This window comes from Candidatus Pelagibacter sp., assembly GCF_052049675.1.
Classification (GTDB): Bacteria; Pseudomonadota; Alphaproteobacteria; order Pelagibacterales; family Pelagibacteraceae; genus Pelagibacter.
Genome location: NZ_JBNGZM010000001.1, coordinates 527,719 through 550,996, shown reverse-complemented (window position 1 = coordinate 550,996; position 23,278 = coordinate 527,719). Strand labels below are relative to the sequence as shown.

Genomic DNA, 23,278 nt, shown 5'->3' with positions numbered 1-23,278 from the left:
TTTTAATTATGACAACAAATAAATTAGCAATAATTGGTGGTAGTGGTCTTTATGATGTTGAGGAATTCAAAGAAAGAGAGTTACTTGATTTACAAACACCCTGGGGAAAACCTTCTGATCAGATTTTAAAAACCAAATATAATAGTAAGGAAATTTATTTTCTACCAAGACACGGAAAGGGACATTTTGTTTCTCCTTCAAATATAAATTTTAGAGCAAATATAGATGCACTTAAGCAGTTAGGGGTAACAGATATTGTTTCTGTATCAGCTGTTGGTTCTCTTAAAGAAAATTTACCTCCTGGAAAATTTGTAATTGTAGATCAATTTATAGATAGGACTTTTGTAAGAAATAAAACTTTTTTTGATGATGAGATTGTTTCTCATGTATCAATGGCTAACCCAACCTCTAACGGATTAATGAATGCATGTGAAGAAGCAATTAAAAAATCAAACATAGACTATCAAAGAAATGGAACATATGTAGTTATGGAAGGGCCTCAATTTTCTACGTTAGCAGAGTCTAATTTATATAGATCTTGGAAAGCAGATGTAATTGGAATGACAAATATGCCTGAGGCAAAATTAGCAAGAGAAGCTGAAATTAGATATGCGTCAGTGTCTATGGTAACAGATTTTGATTGTTGGCATCCAGATCATCAAAATGTTGATGTTCAACAAGTAATTAAAGTTTTGTTAGGAAACGCGGAAAAAGCAAAAATTATGATTAAAAATTTAATTGATAATTTTGAAGATCATATTGATCCTAATGATCCAACAAACAATTGTTTAGATGTAGCTATTATTACTGCTCCGGAAAAAAGAACAAAAAAGACTATAGATAAATTAAAAACTGTAGCAGGTAGAGTTTTAAATAAATGAGAATAGAAGGAAAAGAGTATAGAACTATTTGGTTTGAAAATAATGTTGTTAAGATTATTGATCAAACAAAACTTCCTCACCAATTTGTAATTAAAGAACTTAAAACTATAAATGATGCAATAAATGCAATTAAAGTAATGGAGGTAAGAGGCGCACCTCTAATTGGGGCAACAGCTGCTTATGGTCTAGCTTTAGCAGCTCAAGAAAATAATGATTCAGAATTTATAAAAAAAAGTGCAGAAGAATTAACTCAATCAAGACCTACTGCTATTAATCTTAAGTGGGCTGTAGAACGAATGTTAAAAAAATTAGCAGGAATTAACAGTGATCAAATATTAAGTATAGCTTTAAACGAGGCAAAAGAAATATGTGATGAAGACGAAAAGTTTTGTGAAAAAATAGGTATTAATGGATTAAAAATAATTGAAGAAATTTATAATAAAAAGAAAGATACAGTAAATATATTAACACATTGTAATGCAGGTTGGTTAGCAACTATTAATTGGGGTACAGCAACATCGCCAATTTACCATGCTCATAAAAAAGGAATACCAGTTCATGTATGGGTAGATGAAACACGACCAAGAAATCAAGGTGCAAACTTAACTTCATACGAATTAAACGAAGAGGAAATTCCAAACACAATTATTGCTGATAATACAGGGGGTATTTTAATGCAAAGGCGTGAAGTTGATATGTGCATTGTAGGTACTGATAGGACTTTATCCAATGGAGACGTTTGTAATAAAATTGGAACTTATCTTAAAGCATTAGCCGCTCATGATAATAACGTTCCTTTTTATGTAGCCCTTCCTAGCTCAACAATAGATTGGGATATAAAAGATGCCAAAGATATCCCAATAGAGGAAAGAAATTCGGAAGAATTATCTCACATCGAAGGCATTGATGAGAATAATCAAATTAAGAAAGTTTTGATATATCCTAATAAAAGTAAAGTAATGAACTTAGCATTTGATGTTACACCTGCAAAATATGTGACAGGATTAATTACTGAAAGAGCGACTATTGAAGCTTCATTTGACGGTTTAAAAAAATTATTCAAATGAAAAATTTAAGATCTGAAATAATAAAATATTCAAAAATGCTGAATTCAAAAAAGTTATCAGCATTAAGATCTGGCAATATTTCATCAAGGTACAAAGATGGTTTTTTAATTACTCCTTCAGGAAAAAAATATTCAACATTAAAGAACAATGATATAGTTTTTGTTTCCATAAACGGATACTTTGATAAAAAAAAAGGAATTCCTTCATCTGAATGGAAGTTTCATCAAGATATTTACAGAAACAAAAAAGAAGCAAAAGCAATTGTTCATGCACATTCAACATGCGCTACAGCAGTTTCTACTCACAAGAGAGGAATACCTTCCTTTCATTATATGGTAGCAATGGCTGGAGGTCATGATATCAAATGTGCAAAATACGCAACATTTGGAACAAGAAAATTATCAAAAAATATTTTGAAAGCACTAAAAGGTCGGAAAGCTTGTTTAATTGCAAATCACGGACAGATTGCATTTGAGGAAAATTTGTCAAAAGCATTTGAACTTGCTGAGGAGGTTGAAAATATATCCCTTCAGTATATAACGAGCCTTAAATTGGGTAAGCCTAAGATTCTTTCAATTAATGAAATGAAAAAAGTTTTATCCAAAGCAAAGAATTATAAAAGAGGATAGCTAATGACTAAAGTTGGAGAACACATAACTCTAGACATTATTGGTACAACAAAAGAATACGATCCTAAAGTATTTGAAAAAGTAATTAATGATATTGCAAAAGCTGCTAAAGTAACAATTCTGAACATATCTAAATATAAATTTGAACCTCAAGGTTTTACAATTCTTGCTTTATTAGCCGAAAGTCATATGAGTTTTCATACATTTCCAGAAAAAGGGATTATAAGTTTTGATTTCTTTACTTGTGGAAAAGTAAACCCTTCAGTGGCGATAGATATTATAAAGAAAGAATTTGAACACACAAGAATAGTTAAAAAAGAATTTAATAGAGATACAAAATCTCTTTATCATGACATTTATAGTTCGCCAGGCTTACAAAAATCATACATTGTGAATGATGTTTTAGAAGATTTCAAATCTAAAGTAGGTCAACATATAGAAATTTTAGATTTAGAACAGTTTGGTAAATCTTTATTTATAGACGGAGAAATTCAAGTAGCTTCAACCGATGAGCATTTATACAGCTCAACATTTGTAGGATCTGGTTTAAATTTAAATAAAGATAATGAAAGAGCTGCAATTATTGGTGGCGGAGATGGCGGAGTTGCTAGAGAATGCATTTCTAAAAATTTTAACTTCATAGATTGGTATGAACTTGATCCTGAAGTTGTGTATGTTTGTAACAAACACCTTGGGGATATTGGAAAAAAAGCGACTGAAAAAAATTCTGTGAAATGTGTTTGGGGTGACGCCTTCGAAAGTATTAAGTCAGTTGGTGATGATACTTATGATCATATTTTTGTTGATCTAAATGATGATCAATTTTGTATAGATTTAGCTGCTAAGAATATGGATTCGTTGGTGAGAATTTTAAAACCTAAAGGAGTTATTACTGCTCAAGTAGGGAGTCAAGACAAAAAACCACAACAAGTTGAAAACTGGTTGAATGTTTTTAATCAAAATTTTGGAAACGCAAAATTATCAAGAGTTTATATACCTAGCTTTGATTGCTCTTGGAATTTTTCTTCATCAATAAATCATTAATTTTTTCTTTTTTCTTATTTAAATTTGTGAAATAATTCACCTTAATTAAAGGAGAAAATAATGAATATATTCAAAAAAACTATTTTAACAGTTCTTGCTTCTTTATTTATCATCGGAAATGTTTCTGCTGAAAAAATAAAAATTGGAACTGAAGGTGCTTACCCTCCATGGAATTCAAAAGATGCATCAGGTAATCTTATTGGTTTTGAGGTAGAGCTTGCTCAAGAACTTTGTTCAATTATGAAGTATGAGTGTACAATTGTTGAACAAGATTGGGATGGTATGATTCCAGCCCTAGTAATGAGAAAGTTTGATGCAATAATGGCTGGAATGTCAATTACTGCTGAAAGACAAAAAACAATTACTTTTTCACAAGGTTATGCTGATGAAGTAGCTTCTCTTGCGGTAATGAAAGGTTCAAGCCTAGAGGGCATGGATACACCAGAAGGTATTAATTTATCATTAGGTGGATCAGATGTTAAAAAAGCTCTTAAAACTTTAACAGGAGCACTTGCTAGTAAAACTGTGTGTACTCAAACAGGCACAATTCACCAAAATTTTTTAGAGTCTGGTGATGTTGGAAGTGTAAATGTTAGAACTTATAAAACTCAAGATGAAGTTAACCTTGATCTAACTTCTGGAAGATGTGATGTTGCTTTAGCTGCAGCAGTAGCATTTACAGATTATGCAGATAAATCAGGTAAACCAGTTGTATTAGTTGGGCCAACTTTTTCAGGTGGTGCATTTGGTAATGGTGTAGGTGTTGGTATTAGACAAGCTAGCGATAGCGCAATTGGAAAAAGAGATGCCAAAATCTTAAAAGACTTCAATAAAGCAATTAACAAAGCTAGAAAACAAGGAATTATTAGCAAACTTGCTATTAAGCACTTTGGTTTCGACGCTTCTATGTAATTCATTTCAGATTTGGCGACTATAATATATAGTCGCCAATCTATATGGAACTTCTCGCATTTGGTAAAACAGGTTGGGGTGACGAGTTATTTTACGCAACCTTAATGACAATTGCTGTATCGATTACAGCAATTTTAGTTGGTTTCTTTTTTGCATTAATTTTTACTCCTCTAAAGCTTTCAAAATATAAATCTTTAAATTTAGTGGGTAATTTTTATACGACAGTAATCCGTGGAGTACCTGAATTGCTAGTAATATACCTTTTCTTTTTTGGCGGCAGTGGGGCCATTATGTATGTAGCTTCTATTTTTGGTTATTATGAATACATAGAAATTAACGCTTTTATTACTGGCTCATTAGCAATTGGTATTATATCTGGAGCTTATTCAACTGAAGTATTTAGAGGTGCCATACAATCTATAGACAAAGGTCAGTTTGAAGCAGCAAAGGTACTTGGAATAAATAAGATTGGTCAATTTTATAAAATAATACTACCCCAGATGTTAAGACTCGCTATTCCAAACTTAAGTAATGTTTGGCAAATAACTTTAAAAGATACTTCTCTTATTTCAGTAACAGGATTGGTTGAAATAATGAGACAGTCTTATATTGCTGCAGGATCTACTAGAGATCCATTATTCTTCTATTCATTTGCAGCAGTTTTATATCTTTTGCTTACTTACGTGAGTATGAAGTTAATTAACAAATTAGAAGTTAAGTATAGCAGGGGGTATTAATGGATTTTGATTTAATGATCACTAGTTTCCCTAAACTTCTAGGAGCAACAGTAGTTACTTTAAAATTATTATCTGCATCATTATTTTTTGGATTATTCTTAGGTCTTTTATTTGCAATTTTAAGATTAAATAAAAATATATTTATTAATAAATTTGCTTATGGCTATTCATATATATTTAGAGGAACACCTTTATTGGTTCAGATTTTTATAATTTATTTTGGATTAGGACAGATCGAATATTTAAGAACAACATTTTTATGGGTAATTTTAAAAGAACCTTATTGGTGCGCAATAATAGCTTTTACTTTAAATACTGGCGCTTATACCTCTGAAATTTTAAGATCAGCTTTTCAAACAATAAAACCAGGCATTATTGAAGCTGGAAGGAGTTTAGGTATATCAAATAAGATTATTTTTTACAAAATTCAAATTCCAATTGCCGTTCGACAATCACTCCCTGCATACGGAAATGAAATTATATTGATGATGAAAGGAACTTCTTTAGCAAGTACAGTGACTTTGATGGATTTAACAGGTGTTGCAAAATATATAATTTCAACAACTTTTAAACCAATCGAAGTATTCATTGTTGCCGGTGGAATTTATTTGTTCATGACTTTTATCATTCATAATGTGATTAAATATTTAGAGAAAAAGTACAGCTTTCAACAATAAAAATGTTTTTATCAGAGAAACAAATCAATGATTATCAAAATGATGGTGTAATAATAATTAAGGATGTATTAAAAGATTGGATTGAGCCACTTAGAAAAGGATTTCAAAAAGTTTTAGATAATCCAAGTAAACACGGAAGAGAAAATGTAACTGATGATAATGGAAGATTTTTTGAGGATTATTGTAACTGGGAGAGGATAGAAGAATTTAAGGATTGTTTATATAATTCACCTGGAGCTCAAATAGTTGCAGAAGCAACTAATTCAAAATCTATTCAAATTTTTCACGAACATATTTTTATAAAAAATCCAGGTACTCATAAAGAAACACCCTGGCATCAAGATATGCCATATTATTGTGTTGATGGTAATGATACTGGAAGTTTTTGGATACCATTAGATGAAGTTGATCATAAAAATAATCTTAAATTAATTTTAGGTTCTCACAAATGGTCAAAGTTAATTAGACCTACAAAATGGTCAAATAACCAATCTTGGTATGATGATGATAGTGCTTTTATGGATTTACCTCCTTCAAAAGAATTTGAAGAAAATATTTTAATTCCAGAACTAAGTTTAGGAGATGCTGTTTTGTTTAACTTTAAAACCGTACATGGTTCAACAGGAAACAATTCTTCTAAATCACGAAGAGCATTTTCGATGCGATTTATAGGAGATGATGTAAAATATTTTGATAGAAAAGGGCCAACCTCACCTCCATTTGATGGGATAAATTTAAAAACAGGAGATTTGATGAGAGATGATTGGTTCCCTAAAGTTTTTAGTAGCTAGTATATTCTTTAATTTCTTTAATATTTGATCCAGTCTTATTATTAATTTCTAATTTAATCTTTGCTCGGTCATCATTTAGAAAATGAACATCTCTAGATAATTTAATAAATTTTTCACCGAAGTCTTTATTCTTTTCACAATCTCTTTTATCATCTTCTATAACCCACAACTTGGAATTAATTTCTTTTAAATCTAGAAATAGTTTATCTAGTTTATCATCAGATCTAACATTCTTTTCTAACTGATCTTTTAGAATCGAATGTTCATTGGATATAAATTTAAGCTTTTCTGGATCTTTAATTTTTTCCTTTTTAATTTCTAAGATTGAAATTTTGTCTAAAAGCTCACCAACCGATACTTCTACTATAATTTTATTCATTAAATTTAATACTATGTTAAATTGTTAAAAATATGTCTAATATTTTAATCATTAAACATGGATCTTTGGGTGATATAGCTCAAGCTTGTGGTGCAATTCAAGATATTTCTGAGAATCATAAAGAAGATGAAATTCATTTGCTTACAACTAAACCATACTTTGATTTATTTAAAAAAAATCCACATATTTCAAATATTATTATAGATAAACGGTTATCGAGATTAAACCTCATTTATTTATATTCATTAATGAAAAGTATAAAAAAATATAATTTTTTTAAAGTTTATGATCTACAGAACTCTAGCAGAACTGCTTTTTATAAAAAAATTTTATTTCCAAAAGCAACAAAAGATACTTGGTCATCTACTGATACAACATTACCTGAAGGAACAACTAAACAAGATTTTGATAAAGAATCTGTTTTGTCTAGATTCGATTATCAATTAAAAAGTTCAGGCATAAGTACAAATCATACTTTAAAGCCTGATTTTTCATGGAGCACAACAGACATATCTCAAATAAAAAATTTTCATAAATTAGATAAATATATTCTTCTTTTTCCTTTCTGCTCACCCCATTTAACATCTAAAAAATGGCCTTACTATAACGAATTAATTTCTATGATTAACAAAAAGTCAGACAATAAATTTAAAGTTGTAGTAGCACCTGGACCAGATGAAATTAAAGAGGCATCAAATATTAATGCGCTTTGTATTTTAGATAACAGCAAAGCATTAGATATTTCTCAGTTAGCAGCATTAATTAAAGACAGTTCATTTGTTGTTGCAAATGATACTGGACCTGCACACATGGCAGCTCATTTAGGATCAAAAGGAATTTCATTATTTGGATCTCATACAACCCCTTTTAAAGTAAGTATTGAAAGAGAAAATTTTAAAGCGATACAAGCTCCTGAATTATCAAAACTGTCAGTAGAAAAAGTTTTTGAAAGATTATCTAAAATTATTTTTTAATTTTTAATATCTATACTTTTTCTAATTATCTCTTTTTCTAATTTCATTTCTCTATATGAAATAATTAAAACACCTAAAAAAATTACACTTGCACCAATCCATGTAAATAGATCAGGTTTTTCATTAAATACATAGAATCCTATTAAAGATGCAAATACGAGACTTAGAAAGGAATAGGGTTGAGTCACACTTACATCTACTAATTTATAAGCGTGATTAATGCAAAGATGTAACAATGTACCAAATAAACCTCCAAAAAATAAATAAATCAAAGTCTGTAAGCCAGGCGTTTGCCAATGAAACAATGCAATTATGAAACTAAAAATTGTCATATAAGTGTAACCATAAGATAAAATTGTGATTGAACTATCATCTTTTGCAATACTCTTTGTAATTATAATAACTACTGACCACATAAATGAGGAGGCTAGTGCCATATATACCCCAAGAGAGATATCAATTATTCCTGGTCTTAAAATTATTAACATACCAATAAATCCCAAAATAAGGGCAAAACTTCTGTATAGGTAAATTTTTTCTCCAAGAAATAAAACAGCCAAAATTGTTACCAAGAAAGGGACAACAAAAGAAATAGCAGTAGCTTTTTCAATTGGCATCATTACTAAAGCTGAGAAGTATAAAAGCATTGAGGGTAAGTTTAAAAAAGCTCTTAAAAAATGTTTTTTATGATGAATTGTTTTAAATACTGTGAACTTGGATTTTAATATGTAAGGCAAAATAATTAGAAAACCAAATAAAAATCTAAAAAATCCTGCAACATAAACATTAACTTCTTCTTGGGCTAATTTTAAAAATGTAAGCATCAAAGTTCCAAATAGCACTGAAGCTACAATTAAAAAAATTGCTAATTTATTATTAGACATCAATAGATGACTATATGTAAAACTAAACTATAAACAATCATACTTTAAGTTAATTTTTTGATGATTGGTTTAAAACAAAAATGCCAGAACAAGTAATTATTATAGCTCCAATAACTGTGAACATATCTGGAATATCATTATAAAATATATATCCAAAAATTATTGCCCAAAAAATTAAAGTGTAATGAAATGGTTGAATTATACTTGCTCTAGCTTTACTTAAAGCAATTATTTGAAGGTAAAGACCTAATGAAAAAAATATGCCTATACCCAAAAACATTAGGTATAAAGAGTAATCTATTGGTCTCCAAAAATTAGAAGCTAATAACGACATAACTAACAAACCAATTATTGAGGTAAAAAACAAAGATGTTTCGTTTGAGTCATATTTTGAAACTTTTTTAGTGATGACCTGATAAAGTCCTAGCACAAATGCTGCGAATAGAGGTATTAAAGCTTTAGGATCAAAAATTGATGAAGTTGGTCTTAGAATTATCAAAACTCCGAGAAATCCGATAAAAATTGCTATCCATGTTTTAACAGATACTTTTTCTTTCAACATTATTGCAGATAAAGCAACCACTATTACTGGCGCTAAGGAACCAATACTATGAGCATTTGCTAAAGATAAATATTTAAATGACAAAACAAAACACCCAGACTCCAACACAGATAATAAGCTTCTAAATATCTGTAATTTAACATCTTTAGATTTATAAAATAAATTATTTTTTTTTCTCTTAGCCTCAAAAAAAGCTAAAAATAAAACAAAAAAATACTTCACAAAAAGTAATTGAAAAACTGAATGATTAATAATTAGAGTTTTTTGTATAGTGTCTAAAATAGAAAAAGATAAATAAGCAAAAATCCCAAAAAGTATTCCAATAGACTCTTTGGATTTTAAAATAAGCATAAATTAGCTTAGGGTTTTTTTATATTTCTCAATAATTTTTGACCATTGAAATTTATGAGCAAATTCTTTTGCGTTTTTTCCATAATCTAAATATTTTTTATTTTCTAACATTGTATTAATAGAAGAATAAATATCATCTAGATTGTTACCATCACATATTAAGCCAGTTTTTTCATGATCAATTGCATCTGCAGCTCCGCCATCTTTACCACCAATTGATGGAACACCGTATTGTGCAGCTTCAACATAAGCTATACCAAAACCCTCAACTGATTTTTTATAAATTATAGATGGCATTACAAAGATATTTGATTTTGAAACTAATGCATTTTTTAAATCATTACTAATATCTTTAAAAAACATAACTTGTGCTTCAAGATCTAGTTCTTTCACCAGTCTCTTAATATTTTCTTCTTCCTCTCCATATCCAACACATATGTAAACAATATCAGGATAAATTTGTTTTAAATTTCTCAAAGCCATTACTATTTTTTCGTGATTTTTACGTTTATCAAATCTTGAAATAGTAATTAGCCTTGGATTTTTAACTTTAAGTATACTTTCAACTTTATTTAAAGTTTTTTTATTTAATTCTTCAGCAGGATCTACACCTGGATTTATTACTATTACTTTATTAGCATTAACCCCAAGCTTTATAGCTAGACTTTTTGTAAACTGAGAATTTGCTATAACTTTTTCAACATTATTTAAAATACTAACTATTTTTTTATTTTGACTAGAACCTTTAGGATGGTTGATTTCTTTACTATGAATTAAACAGTATTTTTTCTTAGAAGTTTTAATTAGTTCTAAACTTTTCCAATGATCAGCAATAACACCATCAATTTTATTTTCTTTAATATATTCATTAATTAATTGTGCTTTTCTATATTTTCTAAGCAATTTAATTCCTCCAACTCTTTCGATTGAAAAAGAAGCTTGCTCATCAAATTCTTTATGACCTTCCATATGATATGCAAAAACTTTTATCATAAAGTTTTTAGACAGCTCTCTTGAAAGACCCCACATTAGATTTTGCATTCCACCAACCTCAGGCGGGAATGATCTAGTTACAATTAGATACATTAATCATACTTCCATTTAATACCACAGCCTACACTTGGTATTTGATCTTCAGGACCTTTTCCAGTTTCAGCTATTTGTCTCATAGCTGTTAGCAGATCACTTTCTCCGTCTTTAACCGGAATAAACTTTTTAAGTTCTCTTAATCGTCCTCTGTATTGAAGTTCTAAATTTTTATTATAACCAAAAAAATCTGGAGTACATACAGCATCATATGCTTTAGCAATTTCTTGAGTTTCATCATGTAAGTAAGGAAAATTGAAATGATTTTCATTTGAAAACTTGATCATGTTATCAAATGAGTCGTCTGGATAATTCACAAAGTCATTTGAGCAGATCGCAACTGAGTTGATACCAATTTTGTTTAATTCACTACAATCTTCAACTAATTCTTTTGTAATAGCTTTTACATATGGACAATGATTACAAATGAACATTATCAAAGTTCCATTTTCACCTTTGATATCATTTAAAGACAGAATTTTATTATCAGTAGATTTTAATTCAAATGGAATAGCTTTTTGACTAAAATCACATATTGGAGTTTGTATAGGCATAATGTAAAATATATAGATTATGTTTTATGATTTAAAAGATAAAAAACCAAAAAACTCTGGCGAAAATTGGGTAGCTCCTAATGCCACAATAATAGGAGATGTTACTTTAGAAAAAAATACAAGTATTTGGTTTAATGCAGTGCTTAGAGGAGATATTGAAAATATTCATATTGGTGAAGGATCTAATGTGCAAGATGGAAGCGTATTACACACAGACCCTGGATGTCCTTTAAAAGTAGGAAAAAATGTTACGGTTGGCCATCTAGTTATGCTTCATGGATGTACCATTGGAGATAACAGTTTAATTGGAATTGGAGCTGTTATCTTAAATAAAGCTCATATTGGCAAAAATTGCATCATTGGTGCAAAAGCTTTAATTACAGAAAATAAAATCATACCAGATAACTCTATGGTTGTTGGCTCACCAGGTAAAGTTATTAGAGAAGTTTCAGAGGAAGAAAAAAAAGCAGTATTTGAAAACACAAAACATTACCAAGATAATTGGAAAAAATATTCGAAATCAATTTTTTAAAGGAGATAAATGCCAGCAGGATATGTCATAGCACAATTGAAAATAACTAATCCGGAAAATTATAAGGAGTATATTGAAAAAGTGAATCCAATTATAAAAAAATTTGGTGGAGAATATTTGGTAAGAGCTGGTGAGTTTCAAATATTTGATGGGGAAACAAAATTTCCAAGAATAATTATTCTAAAATTTCCGAGCTATGAAAGAGCTCTTGAGTGGTATAATTCAGAGGAATATAAACCAATAAAACAAATAAGATTGGATAATGCTGAGGGAACAAATATAATAATTAAAGGTCTATGAGAAAAATATTTATAGTTTTAATAATTTCTTTAATTTCTCAATTATCTCAAGCAAAAGAAAGATTCATACCACTTGAATTATTCACTGGTGGAGAAATCCGTGAAGATACCGAAATAAAATTTACAAAAGCAAATTTGGTTTTTGGAGAGAAGAAAAGAAAAAAAATAATAGGACCTGAAAATTGGAAAAATTCAAATACAGGTGAGATCATTAAAGTCTATAAAAGAACAAGGAAAAGCCAAAGTGGCGTAAAAACACAATTATTTACCGTTACTAATAATGGACAATGTATTGGAAGAGTATGGGATAGTAGGAGGGGTGGAAGAATAATTGTAAATGGATGTAAATTTCCTTTAGGAGTGTGGAATGAAGGTGAAAAAAGAACATTTAAAGGATCTTCTGGAGGAAAGACTAGAAAAATTGAATTGACCATTTTAAAACTAGGAAAAAAACAAAAAGACAAAGTAAAATTTAATTGGAAACTTTATGATGGAAGTGGAAAATTAATGGATGACAATGATTATACATTTTCTGCTGGCAAAGCAATGACAAATCTTAATGATAAAAAAATATCAAAATGAAAAAAAAATTTATATTTTTATTTGCTATAGTTTTTTATTCTTCATCATTTTTAACAAATAATATTTTTGCGGAAATTAAAGTTCCAGGTTCTGGAGGGATTAATTATTGGAATGATTTTGAAAAATTTTACAAAAAACAACTTAAGAAATCTCAAAAAAAGAATCAAAAATTAATTTTTTATGGATCTACAAGTGGAGGAGGATGGGCGACTGGATTTAAAATTGTAAAAGATATAAATGATCAAGTACATGAACAAGCCTATAAACAGTGTATGAAGAGAGCAAAAAAGTACACTCAAAATGAATGTTTTTTGTTTGCAATTAACGACAAAATTGTTTGGACTAATATTGATGAACCTATTGCAAGTGTAAAGATGAATTTGGAAATAGATGAAAATGATAAAAAACCTGGAAGATTTTTTAAAGATCAACCTGATGTTACAGATGAACCTCAAGTTCATTTTATTTATATATTGAATAAAGACAGTGAGGATAACGAGTGGGATATTAATGGCAAAATGGAAAAAGAGCTATTAGCTGCAAATGAAAAAGTTTTTGAAATGACAAAAGGTAAACAAAAATTTAGATATGATATGAGAGAAGATGGAAAATTAGATATTTCATTTGTTAGATTTAATAAGCAATATAAAGGTAATTATGGAATGAATTATCCTGATGCTTATTTAACACAAAAAGGGTTTAATGATCCTAACAAATTATATTTTGCCTGGGCTGATGTTAAACATCGTGATGGTGGACAGGGAAGTGTTCACCATGGATATATTTTTTTACAAAGTAAATACATAACAAATGCAAATAAAAGAATGATGATGACATTACATGAAATACTACATGTAAATGGTTTTGCATGGCCTTGTACAAAAGGTAATTCTAATGGACACACATCAAGCTCAACTGTTATTGGTGGTCCAGTTGGTGACGATTCGTATAGACTTGGAGTTTTGTATGATCACGGCGATGATACTTGTCCAGATTTTAAAGACTCTGCTTTTCTAGAACCAAAATCTAATAATCCTTTTAATCCTGTTGAGCTAAAATGTGCAATGGCAGCTGAAGTTGGACGAGGAAAAGCTCCAAATGAGAATTATGACTGGAGAAATAGATATTCACATAAAAAACTACAAAAAATAAAAGCTAAAAGAACCTGGTGCACTTACAATGTTGGAAATTAACTAAAAAGTAAACCATTAATTGAATAAACTATTAATCCAATAATTATTATTAATAAAATTAAAAAAGAAATTTGCCCACTTAAGTGCGCTTTTAATTTTGTTTTTCCTCCTTTAAATTTTTTAAAAAGAATGCTCCCAAATCTCATTACAGCTAATCCTAGAATAATAAGAAATGCTGTAAATATATATCCAGTAACCATCTATGGAACTAGCCAGGTATCTTTATTATTTTCTAAATTAAACTTAGCTCTTCGATGGCCTTTAGCTGCTAAGTAAAGCCATTCTATAGATTTGATTTTACACTGAATGACAGTAAAGTTTTTGTAACCTTCTTCACTTTTTTCTTTTGTGTAGTCAAAATTGTCTAATTCTGGTTTTAGTCCAGAGGTTGGTACATCTGACTCAGTTCCTGGACCATTATCAACTAAATAGCATTTTCGACTAATATGTTGGGTTTTAGACCAAGATTCTTTTGTTACATCATTATTATGATTAACAGTACATTCAACTTTCAATCTAACCTGTATTTTTTCATCTTTATCGTAAAATAACATTGCTGCGTTTTTATTTATTTTTAATTTTTCGATTTTATCTGACCGAATGTCACTATGATATTGTACTAGATTATTTGATTGATCAGATTTTCTTAAAACTACAATTCTTCCATCTAAATCAGATTGATCTCCACAAATAAATACTGGTATTCGAAAAGGAGAACTTCTATCTTTAACTGCATTTTCTAACATTGACCAAATTTTCTTTTTGATCTCCGTAAAGTCCTCGTAATAAGGAACTGTATCTGTCACAAATATTATTTTTTCTTTTTTAATCTAGCAATCAAACCTGAGCTATCCCAACGATTTCCACCCATCTCTTGAACTTCAGCGTAATAGCCATCAATAATTTCTGTTATAGGAACAGGGGAACCATTTTTCTTTGCCTCTTCAATTGCAATTTTTAAATCTTTTCTCATCCAATCAATGGCAAAACCATAATCAAACTTATCATCGGTCATAGTTCGGTATCTATTTTCCATTTGCCAAGATTGTGCTGCACCCTTAGATATTGTTTCCATAACTTTATCCATATCTAAACCTGCGTTAATTCCAAAATTAATTGCTTCAGATAAACCTTGAACTGTTCCAGCAATACACATTTGATTCATCATTTTTGTTAACTGTCCACTACCACAAGGACCAATTAATTTTACTTTTTTACTATAACAGTCTATTACAGGTTCAGCCTTTTTAAACACTTCTTCATCACCACCAACCATAACAGTTAATATTCCACCCTCTGCTCCAGCTTGTCCTCCAGAGATAGGAGCGTCTAAAAAACTAAAACCTTTATCATTAGCTTTTTTATTTAATTCTCTTGATACTTCTGCAGATACAGTAGAGTTGTCTATAAAAATAGATCCAGCTTTTGCTGTGTTAAACAATCCATTTTCTCCAGTTGCTACTTGTCTTAAATCATCATCATTGCCAACACATGTGAAAATAAAATCAGCACCGTCTGCAGCTTCGGCAGGTGTATTAGCCATTTTACCTTTATATTCACCAATCCATTTTTCAGCTTTTGATTTTGTTCTATTAAAAACAGTTACATTGTGTCCAGCTTTTGATATATAACCAGCCATTGGGTAGCCCATGACCCCAAGACCTATGAAAGCAACATTACAAGTCATAATTTTTTTTCTATGTTTAAAAGTTTAAGTTTAAAAGTAATTGTATTTGGATTTATTTTTACATTTTTTTCAAGCTTTGGACAGAGTTTTTTTCTTGGGCTTTTTAATTCTAGTATTAGAGATGCTTTATCAATTACACATGGACAATTTGGCTCAATTTATGCGTCAGCAACTTTATTAAGTAGTATTGTTTTAGTTTGGATTGGAAAAAAAATTGATGATGTAAATATATTAAAATTTGCCTCTTATGTAATAATTTTTCTATCCGCTTCTTGTTTCATATTTTCAAAAATTTCATCTGTTATTTTCCTATTTATAGGAATTTTTTTAATGCGTTTAGCTGGACAAGGATTATCAAGTCATACAGCTACAACAACCATATCTCGTTTTTTTGATAAAAATAGAGGAAGAGCTTTGAGTACAGGATGGTTGGGATTGTCATTAGCTGAATTTGTAATGCCAGTATTAATTGTTTTTTTATTAACTTTTATAGAGTGGAGAGATATCTGGGTTTCAATTTCTGTTTTAGTTATTCTTGTGTTACCTGTTGCAACTTTTTTTTTAGTTAAAGATGTTATGCTTGATACTAGAGAAGATTCTAAAGTAGAAGAAAATAATAAAGAAATTAAACAATGGAAAAGAATAGAAGTTTTAAAAGATTATAGATTTTACATTATATGTATGACAATACTTGCCATGCCATGGATTGCAACAGGTGCTTGGGTTTTTCAATCTTTCATAACTAGTTCGAAAGACTGGGGCCCATATGTAATTGCTCAATCATTTATGGTTTACTCAATATTGTCTGTGCTTACTTTATTTATATCTGGTTTTCTAATTGATAAATTCTCGAGTAGAAAACTACTAATTTACATGAACATCCCACTTTTTTTTGCGACAGTAATTTTATTTTATTTTGATGCTGAAATTTCCTCATTTTTTTTCTTTGGCTTGATTGGAATTACAAATGGACTCGCTAATGTTTTAGGTTCATCGATATGGGCTGAAATTTATGGTGTTAAATATATTGGCTCCATTAAAGCTCTTACAACAGCGTTAATGGTATTTGCAACAGCTTTTGGTACAGCATTATTTGGTTTCCTGATTGATACTGGTTTTTCAATTGAACAGATAGCCATTGTTTCAGGAACTTACATCTTTGGCTCAATTGTCCTTCTTTATTTGGTTAAAAATAAGCTAAATCCAAATTATTTATAAAATAGCCCTTGATTTTTTAGGACTCACTGTGTAGATACTCCGCATGGCAAGAGTTACTGTAGAAGATTGTATTGATAAAGTAGAGAGCCCTTATGAATTAGTACTAGTTGCTAAAGAAAGAGCTACTCAATTAAATGCAGGAATAGAACCAACAATTGATAGAGATAACGATAAAAATACGGTTATTTCATTAAGAGAAATTGCAGAGGAAAAAATTAAAGTTTCAGATTTAACTGATAGCGCTGTTTATAAACTTAGAAAACATGTTGAACAAGTTGACGATACTGCAGAAGATGATGAAGAGATAGGTGATGATTTTGAAAATTTATACAAAGGTGAAATTTCAAAAAGTGGTACCCCAATTTTACCATCTAAAAGAGCAAGAAAAACCCCAGAAAAAATTCAAGTAACAAAAGAAGATCTGGCTGAGCTATCTGAAACAGCTACAGCAGATTTTGATAATTCAGTAGGTGAAGAAACTATGAACGAGCAAGGAGAGGTTTCTTTAGATGAAGTATCAGAATCAGAAAACCAAGAAGCAGACGTAACTTCAGACGATACAGAAGCTTCAAACTCTTAAGAAAATAATATAAAGTTATATCATGAATAGGAAAGTATCAGTTGCTCCTATGATGGATTGCACAGATCGTCATGAACGATATTTTCTTAGATTAATATCCAAAAACACTCTTCTTTATACTGAGATGATAGTCGATGAAGCCATAAATAGAGGAGATAAAAAAAAGTTATTAGAATTTAATATTAATGAGAAACCTGTAGCACTTCAACTAGGAGGATCTTCTCCAAAACTTTTAGCTGAAGCAACTAAAGTAGGTGAAGATTTTGGTTATGATGAAATTAATTTAAACTTAGGTTGTCCTAGTAAAAAAGTTGAAAAAAATAGATTTGGTGCATGTTTAATGAAAGAGCCAAATTTAGTTGCAGATTGTTTAAGTAAAATGCAATCAGCTACAAAACTACCAGTAACTATAAAAACAAGAATTGGTTACGACGATGTAGAAGATTATGAAAATTTACAGAATTTTATTTCTACCTTAAAAGCAACTGGAGTTAAAACTTTTATCATCCATGCTAGAAAAGCAATGTTAGGTAAATTTACTCCTAAGCAAAATTTAAATATTCCACCTTTAAAATATGAATATGTATATAAATTAAAGGAAGATTTTCCTAATGAAGAGATCATAATTAATGGAGGAATAATCTCAGTGGATGAAATAAAACCTCATTTAGAAAAAACAGATGGTGTAATGATAGGAAGGGCTGCATATCATACCCCTTATCTATTAGCAGATATTGAAAAAGAAATATTTCATAATGATGATGTTCCAAGCCGACAAGATGTAATTGAACATCTCATTCCTTATGTTAAAGAGGAATTAAAAAAAGGAACGAGATTAAATCAAATTATGAGACATACTCTTGGCTTGTTTCATGGTCAATCAGGTGCAAGCTATTGGAAAAGGTATTTAAGTGAAAATATGTGTGTAAGAGACGCTGATGTGAAAAAAATTGATCACATCATGGATAAAATCAAATACAACAATGTAGATACTAGAGTAGGACAGTCTGCTTAATTCAATTCTAACAAACGAATACAGTTATATTATTTTATTAATGGCTTTAACAGCTATACCGGTTGGTTTTGTTGCTGGATTATTTGGTATTGGTGGAGGTTTAATAACTGTTCCTTTTTTATATTTTATTTTTGGGTCTTTAGAAATTGATCCTCAATATGTTATGCACCTTGCTGTTGGAACCTCTTTTGCAATTATAATACCAACATCTACAGTTTCAGTTTTAACACATCATAAATTTAAAGCTGTTGATTTTGAAATAGTTAAAAATTACGGTCTGTTTGTTGTATTGGGAGTTATTGTAGGTACTGCTTTTGCAGCTTCTTTAAAAACTAAATCCTTAGTTTTATTTTTTTCTATAATGATCTTATTTTTAGGAATTTACTTACTTTTAATAAAAGAAAAGGAGCAAAACATAATAGTTAAAATGAAATTACATCTAAAAGTAATTCTAGGTTTTCTTGTCGGGTTTATATCTGCTCCTATGGGTATAGGAGGAGCTGTAATGAATGTTCCTATTCTTAAGTTTTTTGGTTATTCAATAAATAAAGCAATAGGAAGTGCAGCAGCCATAGGTTTTCTAATTGCTTTATTTGGAGCAATAGGATTTCTTCTTTCAGGAAGTTTTTTAAATTCAAGTCTTCCACTAAGTATTGGTTTTATAAATATTCCTGCTTTTTTAATTTTCATACCAATTACAACGTTCATGGCTAGGATTGGAGCTAAAACAGTTCATAGTATTGATAAAAATAAAATTAGTAAGTTTTTTGGGATTTTTCTTTTAGCAGTTTCGATAAAATTTTTTTATGAATACTTAAAATTGTAACAAGTAAAAAAAAGAGGTGACTTCAGTCTCCCTCCATCACCTCACAAATCTAAATTAACTGATTCTTTAAATATTTATGAACACTTACTAGTTGAAAATACGATTTATCAACTAATCAAACTCTAACAATCTTAAGTTGTATTTAGTTTATAAAAAAAACTCAATTTAGCCATACATCATATTTAGTGATATTATTATAATTGATACTTTTAAAAATGGTTTCAATAAAAGACATTAATAAAAATATTAAAAAAAATTTATTTGATCCAATCGATAAAACTAAAAATAAGTTTTCCTCATTTTTAGATGATTTGAAAAAAAACAAAGTTAAAAAAGATTTAGCATTACAAAAACAATTAGAAAAAGAAAAGAAAAGAGAATTAATTTTAGAAAAAAAACTAGCAAAAAAAGCTAAACAAGATGAATTAAAAGAGGAAAGAAAGAAAATCCTTTATCAAAAAAAATTAATCATTGAAAATGAAAAGCAAGAAAAAAAGAATGAGGAAAAAAGACAAAAAATAGAAGCTCAAAGAATTAAAATAGAACAAAAAAAAATTAAAGACGAAGAAACTAGAAAACTTAGAGGGGAAGCCAGAAAGCTTAAGCAAGAAGATTTAAGGCTTAAAATGTTAGAGAGGCAAAGAATTAGAGAAGAAAATATTAAAATTAAAGAAGAACAACTAAAAAATAAAGAAATTGAAGCTCAAAAGAAAAGAGACGAAAAAGAAAAGGAAAGACAAGAAAAATTAAGATTAAAAGAAATTGAGAGGAAAAATAGACTTGAAGAAGAACAAAGATTAAGAGAGGCAGCTAGAAAGTTAAAATATGAGCAAGAAAAACTTAAAGAAATGGAAGAAAGATTAAGAGACTTAGAAACCGAAAGACAACAGGAAATTCAAAGACAGATTTTAAAAGAGGAGGCCGAGCAAAGAGCGAAAGAAGAGGAGTTGAGAATAAAAGAGAAAGAACTAAAAGAAGCAGAACGTGAGAGAATAAATAAAGAAAATGAAAGACGTCAAAGAGAAAGAGAACTTAAAATAGAGGAGGAAAGACAAAAAAGAATTGAAGAAGAAAACGAAAGAATTCGATTAGCTGAAGTAGCTCAAAAAGAGAGAGAGGATGAGGAAAATATACGAATGAAAGAATGGGAGAAAAAATTTGATGAGCAACAACGACTTAAAGAAGAGGAATTGGTTAGAAAGTTTTATAGCGATGAAATTCCTAAACAAGAAAATAATGAGAATAGTGAGAACCAAGAAACTATAATTGATAATGATAACTCCAAAAATTAAATTTTTTACAGATAGTTAAAATTAATAAGATAAAATTTAGTTGATTTAAGTATCTTACTTACGTTGCGATATAATAGTTATATGATTATTGTATAAACAAAAACAATTAGTAATAGAATTTGGTAGTTATTAATATTATAATTATTATTGTAACATTATTTAAAAAACAATTTTACCACAATGTCTAATATTTCTACTAGTGAAATTACGTTCATAATTACAACTTTTAAAAGTGAAAAATTTATTTATGGTTGTTTAGATAGCTTACCACTAGATTCAAAAAAAATTGTTGTTGAAAATAGTTCGAATTTTAAACTTAAAAGTTCTTTAGAAACAAAATATCAAAATTTAAAATGTTATATAATGAAGACAAATCTTGGTTATGGCTCAGCAAATAATTTTGCCATTAATAAATCAAGCACGAGGTATATTTTTATAATAAATCCTGATGCCTATTTAAAATCAGATACTCTTAGTTATATGTTTAAAGCATTAGAAAACAAACAATTTGCGATTGCTGCACCCTACTCAAAAGATGATTTTAATGAGAGTTATTTTAAGAATCAAAAATTAATACCTCAACAATCTGTTAAAGGTTTTGCAATGTTTATAGATAAAACTCAAATGGAAGATGTAGGTTATTTTGATGAAAATTTTTTTATCTATTTAGAGGAGATAGATTTGTGTAAGAGAGCATTAAATAGAAAAAAAAATATATTCTTAATTAATGCACAAATTATTCATTTAAGTGGTATTTCTCATGGAGATAGAAATGATATTGAAATGGAAAAAAGTAGGAATTGGCACTGGATGTGGTCTAAGTTCTATTATAATAAAAAACATTATGGATATTTAAAAGGTTTTTTAGCAACAATACCTAATTTTTTAAATTCCTTCTTAAAAGTTTGTTTTTATTTAATAGTTTTTAATAAAAAAAAAATAGTTATAAATTTAATGAGACTTAGAGGTCTAATTTACTCATATTTATTAATGAAGTCATCTTATAGGCCTTATGATTAGATAATAAAGAGTAATTAAATTTTTTGATCATATTCGCCAATTTTACCAGTTTTTTTTAACAAATCGTCAATAAAATCAAATATTTTTTTTTTCCTTTCGTCTGATGTTGGACTTTCAGTAACAATAACTAAGGATGGTTTGTTTGATGAAGCTCTTATAAGTCCCCAAGAACCATCTTCGAATGAAAACCTAACTCCATTAACAGTTAAAATGTCATTAATAATTTGGCCGTCTATCTCAGTTTTGGTTTCTTTTAATTTTTTAATTTTTTTAACTATATCTTCAACAACAACATACTTCACCTCATCTTTGCAAAAAGGTGCCATTGTTGGAGTTTGAAATGTCTTGGGTAATTCATAAATAATTTCACTTATTTTCTTATTTTGATTATCTAATAAATGACATACTTGAATTGCTGAATTGATACCATCATCATAACCAAAACCTAATGGCTGATTGAAAAAAAAATGACCACTTTTTTCAAATCCAGCTAAAGCTTTTTCTGTGTTTACTTTTCTTTTAATGTGAGAATGACCTGTTTTCCAATAAATTGTTTCACAGTTGTTTTCAATTAATATTTTATCTTTTGAAAATAAACCTGTTGATTTTACATCTACTATAAATTTAGAGTTTTTATGTTTGTTCGATAAATTTCTAGCAATTAGAAGACCAATTTTGTCTGAAAATATTTCATTACCTTTGTCATCAATAACACCAACCCTATCCCCATCACCATCAAACCCAAATCCTATATCAGCTTTATTTTCTTTAACTGCTTTCGCTATTTCGTGAAGCATTTCTAAATCTTCTGGATTTGGATTGTATTTAGGAAAATTCCAATCAAGGTTACAATCTAACTCTATAACCTCACATCCAATACCTCTTAGAATATCTGGGGCAAAAACACCGGCTGTTCCATTTCCACAAGCCACCACAGCTTTTATTTTTTTCTTAATTTTATTTTTACTAATTAGGTCTTTTTTATAAATTTTATCAAAATCTTTTATTTGTTTTTCACTACCTTCACCTTTTGTAAATTTTTGATTTAAGGTAATTTCTTTTAATTCCTTCATTTCTTCGGGTGCATGGGTTAGTCCTTTTTTGATACCCATTTTCACACCAGTCCAACCATTTTCATTATGACTTGCTGTAACCATAGCGACCGCATCTGCGTCTAAATTAAATTGTGCAAAATAAACCATGGGTGATAATGACAGACCAATATCCTCTATATTACATCCAGTTGATATTAATCCTCTTTTAAGAGCTGTTTTTATTTCCTCACTGTAAGAACGATAATCATGACCAACTACAACAGTAGGATTATTTTTTTTAGTATGACTGATTATTTGTGTACCCAAACCTTTTCCAAGATTCTCTATTCCAGCTATATTTATGTCTTTTTCATACAACCATCGGGCGTCATATTCTCTAAAACCATATGGATCAATTTTAATATTTTGTGTCATTTGTTAATTTTTTATCTCTTTTATGTTAATTACTTGT

28 protein-coding genes are annotated in these 23,278 nt (G+C 29.1%); 19 read left to right on the top strand and 9 right to left on the bottom strand.

All coding sequences use genetic code 11. The annotated features are described in order from the left end of the window. Positions 1 to 8: 8 nt before the first annotated feature. Genes ACTT9L_RS03070 through ACTT9L_RS03035 form a run of 8 tightly spaced genes read left to right on the top strand, consistent with a single transcriptional unit; the run spans position 9 to position 6,738 of the window. Positions 9 to 881: an S-methyl-5'-thioadenosine phosphorylase gene (locus tag ACTT9L_RS03070; RefSeq protein WP_440927881.1), complete on the top strand. Its 873-nt coding sequence runs from the start codon at positions 9 to 11 to the stop codon at positions 879 to 881. Continuing rightward, a complete protein-coding gene (gene mtnA / locus ACTT9L_RS03065; protein WP_440927880.1) occupies positions 878 to 1,948 on the top strand; it encodes an S-methyl-5-thioribose-1-phosphate isomerase in 1,071 nt (356 codons plus the stop codon). The genes ACTT9L_RS03070 and mtnA overlap by 4 nt, the downstream gene beginning before the upstream one ends. Continuing rightward, entirely contained in the window at positions 1,945 to 2,577 is a 633-nt protein-coding gene (locus tag ACTT9L_RS03060; RefSeq protein WP_440927879.1) for a class II aldolase/adducin family protein, read from the top strand. The genes mtnA and ACTT9L_RS03060 overlap by 4 nt, the downstream gene beginning before the upstream one ends. Positions 2,578 to 2,580: 3 nt before the next feature. Beyond that, on the top strand, positions 2,581 to 3,621 hold the full coding sequence (gene speD, locus ACTT9L_RS03055) for an adenosylmethionine decarboxylase (RefSeq protein ID WP_440927878.1): 1,041 nt from the start codon (positions 2,581 to 2,583) through the stop codon (positions 3,619 to 3,621). 60 nt (positions 3,622 to 3,681) lie between these two features. Then, positions 3,682 to 4,533 (top strand): transporter substrate-binding domain-containing protein, encoded by an 852-nt coding sequence (locus ACTT9L_RS03050; protein ID WP_440927877.1) that lies wholly within the window; start codon positions 3,682 to 3,684, stop codon positions 4,531 to 4,533. Positions 4,534 to 4,577: 44 nt separating this feature from the next. Next, entirely contained in the window at positions 4,578 to 5,270 is a 693-nt protein-coding gene (locus ACTT9L_RS03045) for an ABC transporter permease (RefSeq protein WP_440927876.1), read from the top strand. Beyond that, positions 5,270 to 5,947: an ABC transporter permease gene (locus ACTT9L_RS03040; RefSeq protein WP_440927875.1), complete on the top strand. Its 678-nt coding sequence runs from the start codon at positions 5,270 to 5,272 to the stop codon at positions 5,945 to 5,947. The genes ACTT9L_RS03045 and ACTT9L_RS03040 overlap by 1 nt, the downstream gene beginning before the upstream one ends. Before the next feature lie 2 nt (positions 5,948 to 5,949). Then, positions 5,950 to 6,738, top strand: coding sequence for a phytanoyl-CoA dioxygenase family protein (locus ACTT9L_RS03035; RefSeq protein WP_440927874.1), 789 nt, complete (start codon positions 5,950 to 5,952; stop codon positions 6,736 to 6,738). On the opposite strand, the gene ACTT9L_RS03030 is transcribed toward ACTT9L_RS03035, so the two are convergent. Next, entirely contained in the window at positions 6,728 to 7,117 is a 390-nt protein-coding gene (locus ACTT9L_RS03030) for a DUF6165 family protein (protein WP_440927873.1), read from the bottom strand. The two genes, ACTT9L_RS03035 and ACTT9L_RS03030, sit on opposite strands and share 11 nt — an antisense overlap. 32 nt (positions 7,118 to 7,149) lie before the next feature. On the opposite strand from ACTT9L_RS03030, the gene ACTT9L_RS03025 reads away from it, so the two are divergent. Then, positions 7,150 to 8,091, top strand: a complete 942-nt coding sequence (locus ACTT9L_RS03025) for a glycosyltransferase family 9 protein (protein ID WP_440927872.1) — start codon at positions 7,150 to 7,152, stop codon at positions 8,089 to 8,091. Here ACTT9L_RS03025 and ACTT9L_RS03020 read toward each other — a convergent pair. The 4 genes from ACTT9L_RS03020 to ACTT9L_RS03005 are packed head-to-tail and all read right to left on the bottom strand — an operon-like array spanning position 8,088 to position 11,528. Beyond that, entirely contained in the window at positions 8,088 to 8,975 is an 888-nt protein-coding gene (locus ACTT9L_RS03020) for a DMT family transporter (RefSeq protein ID WP_440927871.1), read from the bottom strand. The two genes, ACTT9L_RS03025 and ACTT9L_RS03020, sit on opposite strands and share 4 nt — an antisense overlap. A gap of 49 nt (positions 8,976 to 9,024) precedes the next feature. Further along, positions 9,025 to 9,888 carry a DMT family transporter gene (locus tag ACTT9L_RS03015; RefSeq protein WP_440927870.1) on the bottom strand — a complete coding sequence of 288 codons (864 nt, stop codon included), beginning with the start codon at positions 9,886 to 9,888 and terminating at the stop codon, positions 9,025 to 9,027. 3 nt (positions 9,889 to 9,891) lie between these two features. Beyond that, positions 9,892 to 10,974: a glycosyltransferase family 4 protein gene (locus ACTT9L_RS03010; RefSeq protein WP_440927869.1), complete on the bottom strand. Its 1,083-nt coding sequence runs from the start codon at positions 10,972 to 10,974 to the stop codon at positions 9,892 to 9,894. Further along, positions 10,974 to 11,528 carry a thioredoxin family protein gene (locus ACTT9L_RS03005; RefSeq protein WP_440927868.1) on the bottom strand — a complete coding sequence of 185 codons (555 nt, stop codon included), beginning with the start codon at positions 11,526 to 11,528 and terminating at the stop codon, positions 10,974 to 10,976. Before ACTT9L_RS03005 ends, ACTT9L_RS03010 begins: the two co-directional genes overlap by 1 nt. A 19-nt stretch (positions 11,529 to 11,547) precedes the next feature. Between ACTT9L_RS03005 and ACTT9L_RS03000 the strand changes: the two genes are divergently transcribed. The 4 genes from ACTT9L_RS03000 to ACTT9L_RS02985 are packed head-to-tail and all read left to right on the top strand — an operon-like array spanning position 11,548 to position 14,134. Continuing rightward, positions 11,548 to 12,060 carry a gamma carbonic anhydrase family protein gene (locus ACTT9L_RS03000; protein WP_440927867.1) on the top strand — a complete coding sequence of 171 codons (513 nt, stop codon included), beginning with the start codon at positions 11,548 to 11,550 and terminating at the stop codon, positions 12,058 to 12,060. Between the two features lie 9 nt (positions 12,061 to 12,069). Beyond that, positions 12,070 to 12,360, top strand: a complete 291-nt coding sequence (locus ACTT9L_RS02995) for a DUF1330 domain-containing protein (RefSeq protein ID WP_440927866.1) — start codon at positions 12,070 to 12,072, stop codon at positions 12,358 to 12,360. Beyond that, positions 12,357 to 12,941 carry a hypothetical protein gene (locus tag ACTT9L_RS02990; RefSeq protein ID WP_440927865.1) on the top strand — a complete coding sequence of 195 codons (585 nt, stop codon included), beginning with the start codon at positions 12,357 to 12,359 and terminating at the stop codon, positions 12,939 to 12,941. The genes ACTT9L_RS02995 and ACTT9L_RS02990 overlap by 4 nt, the downstream gene beginning before the upstream one ends. Then, a complete protein-coding gene (locus ACTT9L_RS02985; protein WP_440927864.1) occupies positions 12,938 to 14,134 on the top strand; it encodes a hypothetical protein in 1,197 nt (398 codons plus the stop codon). The genes ACTT9L_RS02990 and ACTT9L_RS02985 overlap by 4 nt, the downstream gene beginning before the upstream one ends. Here the strand turns inward: ACTT9L_RS02985 and ACTT9L_RS02980 are convergent. The 3 genes from ACTT9L_RS02980 to ACTT9L_RS02970 are packed head-to-tail and all read right to left on the bottom strand — an operon-like array spanning position 14,131 to position 15,821. Further along, positions 14,131 to 14,334, bottom strand: coding sequence for a hypothetical protein (locus tag ACTT9L_RS02980; RefSeq protein ID WP_440927863.1), 204 nt, complete (start codon positions 14,332 to 14,334; stop codon positions 14,131 to 14,133). The genes ACTT9L_RS02985 and ACTT9L_RS02980 overlap by 4 nt on opposite strands. Next, positions 14,335 to 14,940: a flavin-binding protein gene (locus ACTT9L_RS02975; protein WP_440927862.1), complete on the bottom strand. Its 606-nt coding sequence runs from the start codon at positions 14,938 to 14,940 to the stop codon at positions 14,335 to 14,337. It abuts the gene before it with no gap. A 5-nt stretch (positions 14,941 to 14,945) separates the two neighbouring features. After that, positions 14,946 to 15,821: an NAD(P)-dependent oxidoreductase gene (locus ACTT9L_RS02970; protein WP_440927861.1), complete on the bottom strand. Its 876-nt coding sequence runs from the start codon at positions 15,819 to 15,821 to the stop codon at positions 14,946 to 14,948. 12 nt (positions 15,822 to 15,833) lie between these two features. On the opposite strand from ACTT9L_RS02970, the gene ACTT9L_RS02965 reads away from it, so the two are divergent. The 6 genes from ACTT9L_RS02965 (at position 15,834) to ACTT9L_RS02940 (ending at position 21,772) form a co-directional block, all read left to right on the top strand. Beyond that, positions 15,834 to 17,039 carry an MFS transporter gene (locus ACTT9L_RS02965; RefSeq protein WP_440927860.1) on the top strand — a complete coding sequence of 402 codons (1,206 nt, stop codon included), beginning with the start codon at positions 15,834 to 15,836 and terminating at the stop codon, positions 17,037 to 17,039. Between the two features lie 43 nt (positions 17,040 to 17,082). After that, the gene (gene rpoZ / locus ACTT9L_RS02960) at positions 17,083 to 17,619 is read left to right on the top strand and encodes a DNA-directed RNA polymerase subunit omega (RefSeq protein WP_440927859.1); all 537 of its coding nucleotides are present in this window, start codon (positions 17,083 to 17,085) and stop codon (positions 17,617 to 17,619) included. A 22-nt stretch (positions 17,620 to 17,641) separates the two neighbouring features. Then, entirely contained in the window at positions 17,642 to 18,634 is a 993-nt protein-coding gene (dusA, locus tag ACTT9L_RS02955; RefSeq protein ID WP_440927858.1) for a tRNA dihydrouridine(20/20a) synthase DusA, read from the top strand. 40 nt (positions 18,635 to 18,674) lie between these two features. Further along, positions 18,675 to 19,460 (top strand): sulfite exporter TauE/SafE family protein, encoded by a 786-nt coding sequence (locus tag ACTT9L_RS02950; protein ID WP_440927857.1) that lies wholly within the window; start codon positions 18,675 to 18,677, stop codon positions 19,458 to 19,460. Between the two features lie 215 nt (positions 19,461 to 19,675). Further along, positions 19,676 to 20,752 carry a hypothetical protein gene (locus ACTT9L_RS02945; RefSeq protein ID WP_440927856.1) on the top strand — a complete coding sequence of 359 codons (1,077 nt, stop codon included), beginning with the start codon at positions 19,676 to 19,678 and terminating at the stop codon, positions 20,750 to 20,752. Positions 20,753 to 20,932: 180 nt separating this feature from the next. After that, a complete protein-coding gene (locus ACTT9L_RS02940; RefSeq protein ID WP_440927855.1) occupies positions 20,933 to 21,772 on the top strand; it encodes a glycosyltransferase family 2 protein in 840 nt (279 codons plus the stop codon). Positions 21,773 to 21,786: 14 nt separating this feature from the next. Here the strand turns inward: ACTT9L_RS02940 and ACTT9L_RS02935 are convergent, their stop codons facing one another. Further along, on the bottom strand, positions 21,787 to 23,241 hold the full coding sequence (locus tag ACTT9L_RS02935) for a phosphomannomutase/phosphoglucomutase (protein WP_440927854.1): 1,455 nt from the start codon (positions 23,239 to 23,241) through the stop codon (positions 21,787 to 21,789). Positions 23,242 to 23,278: the final 37 nt, after the last annotated feature.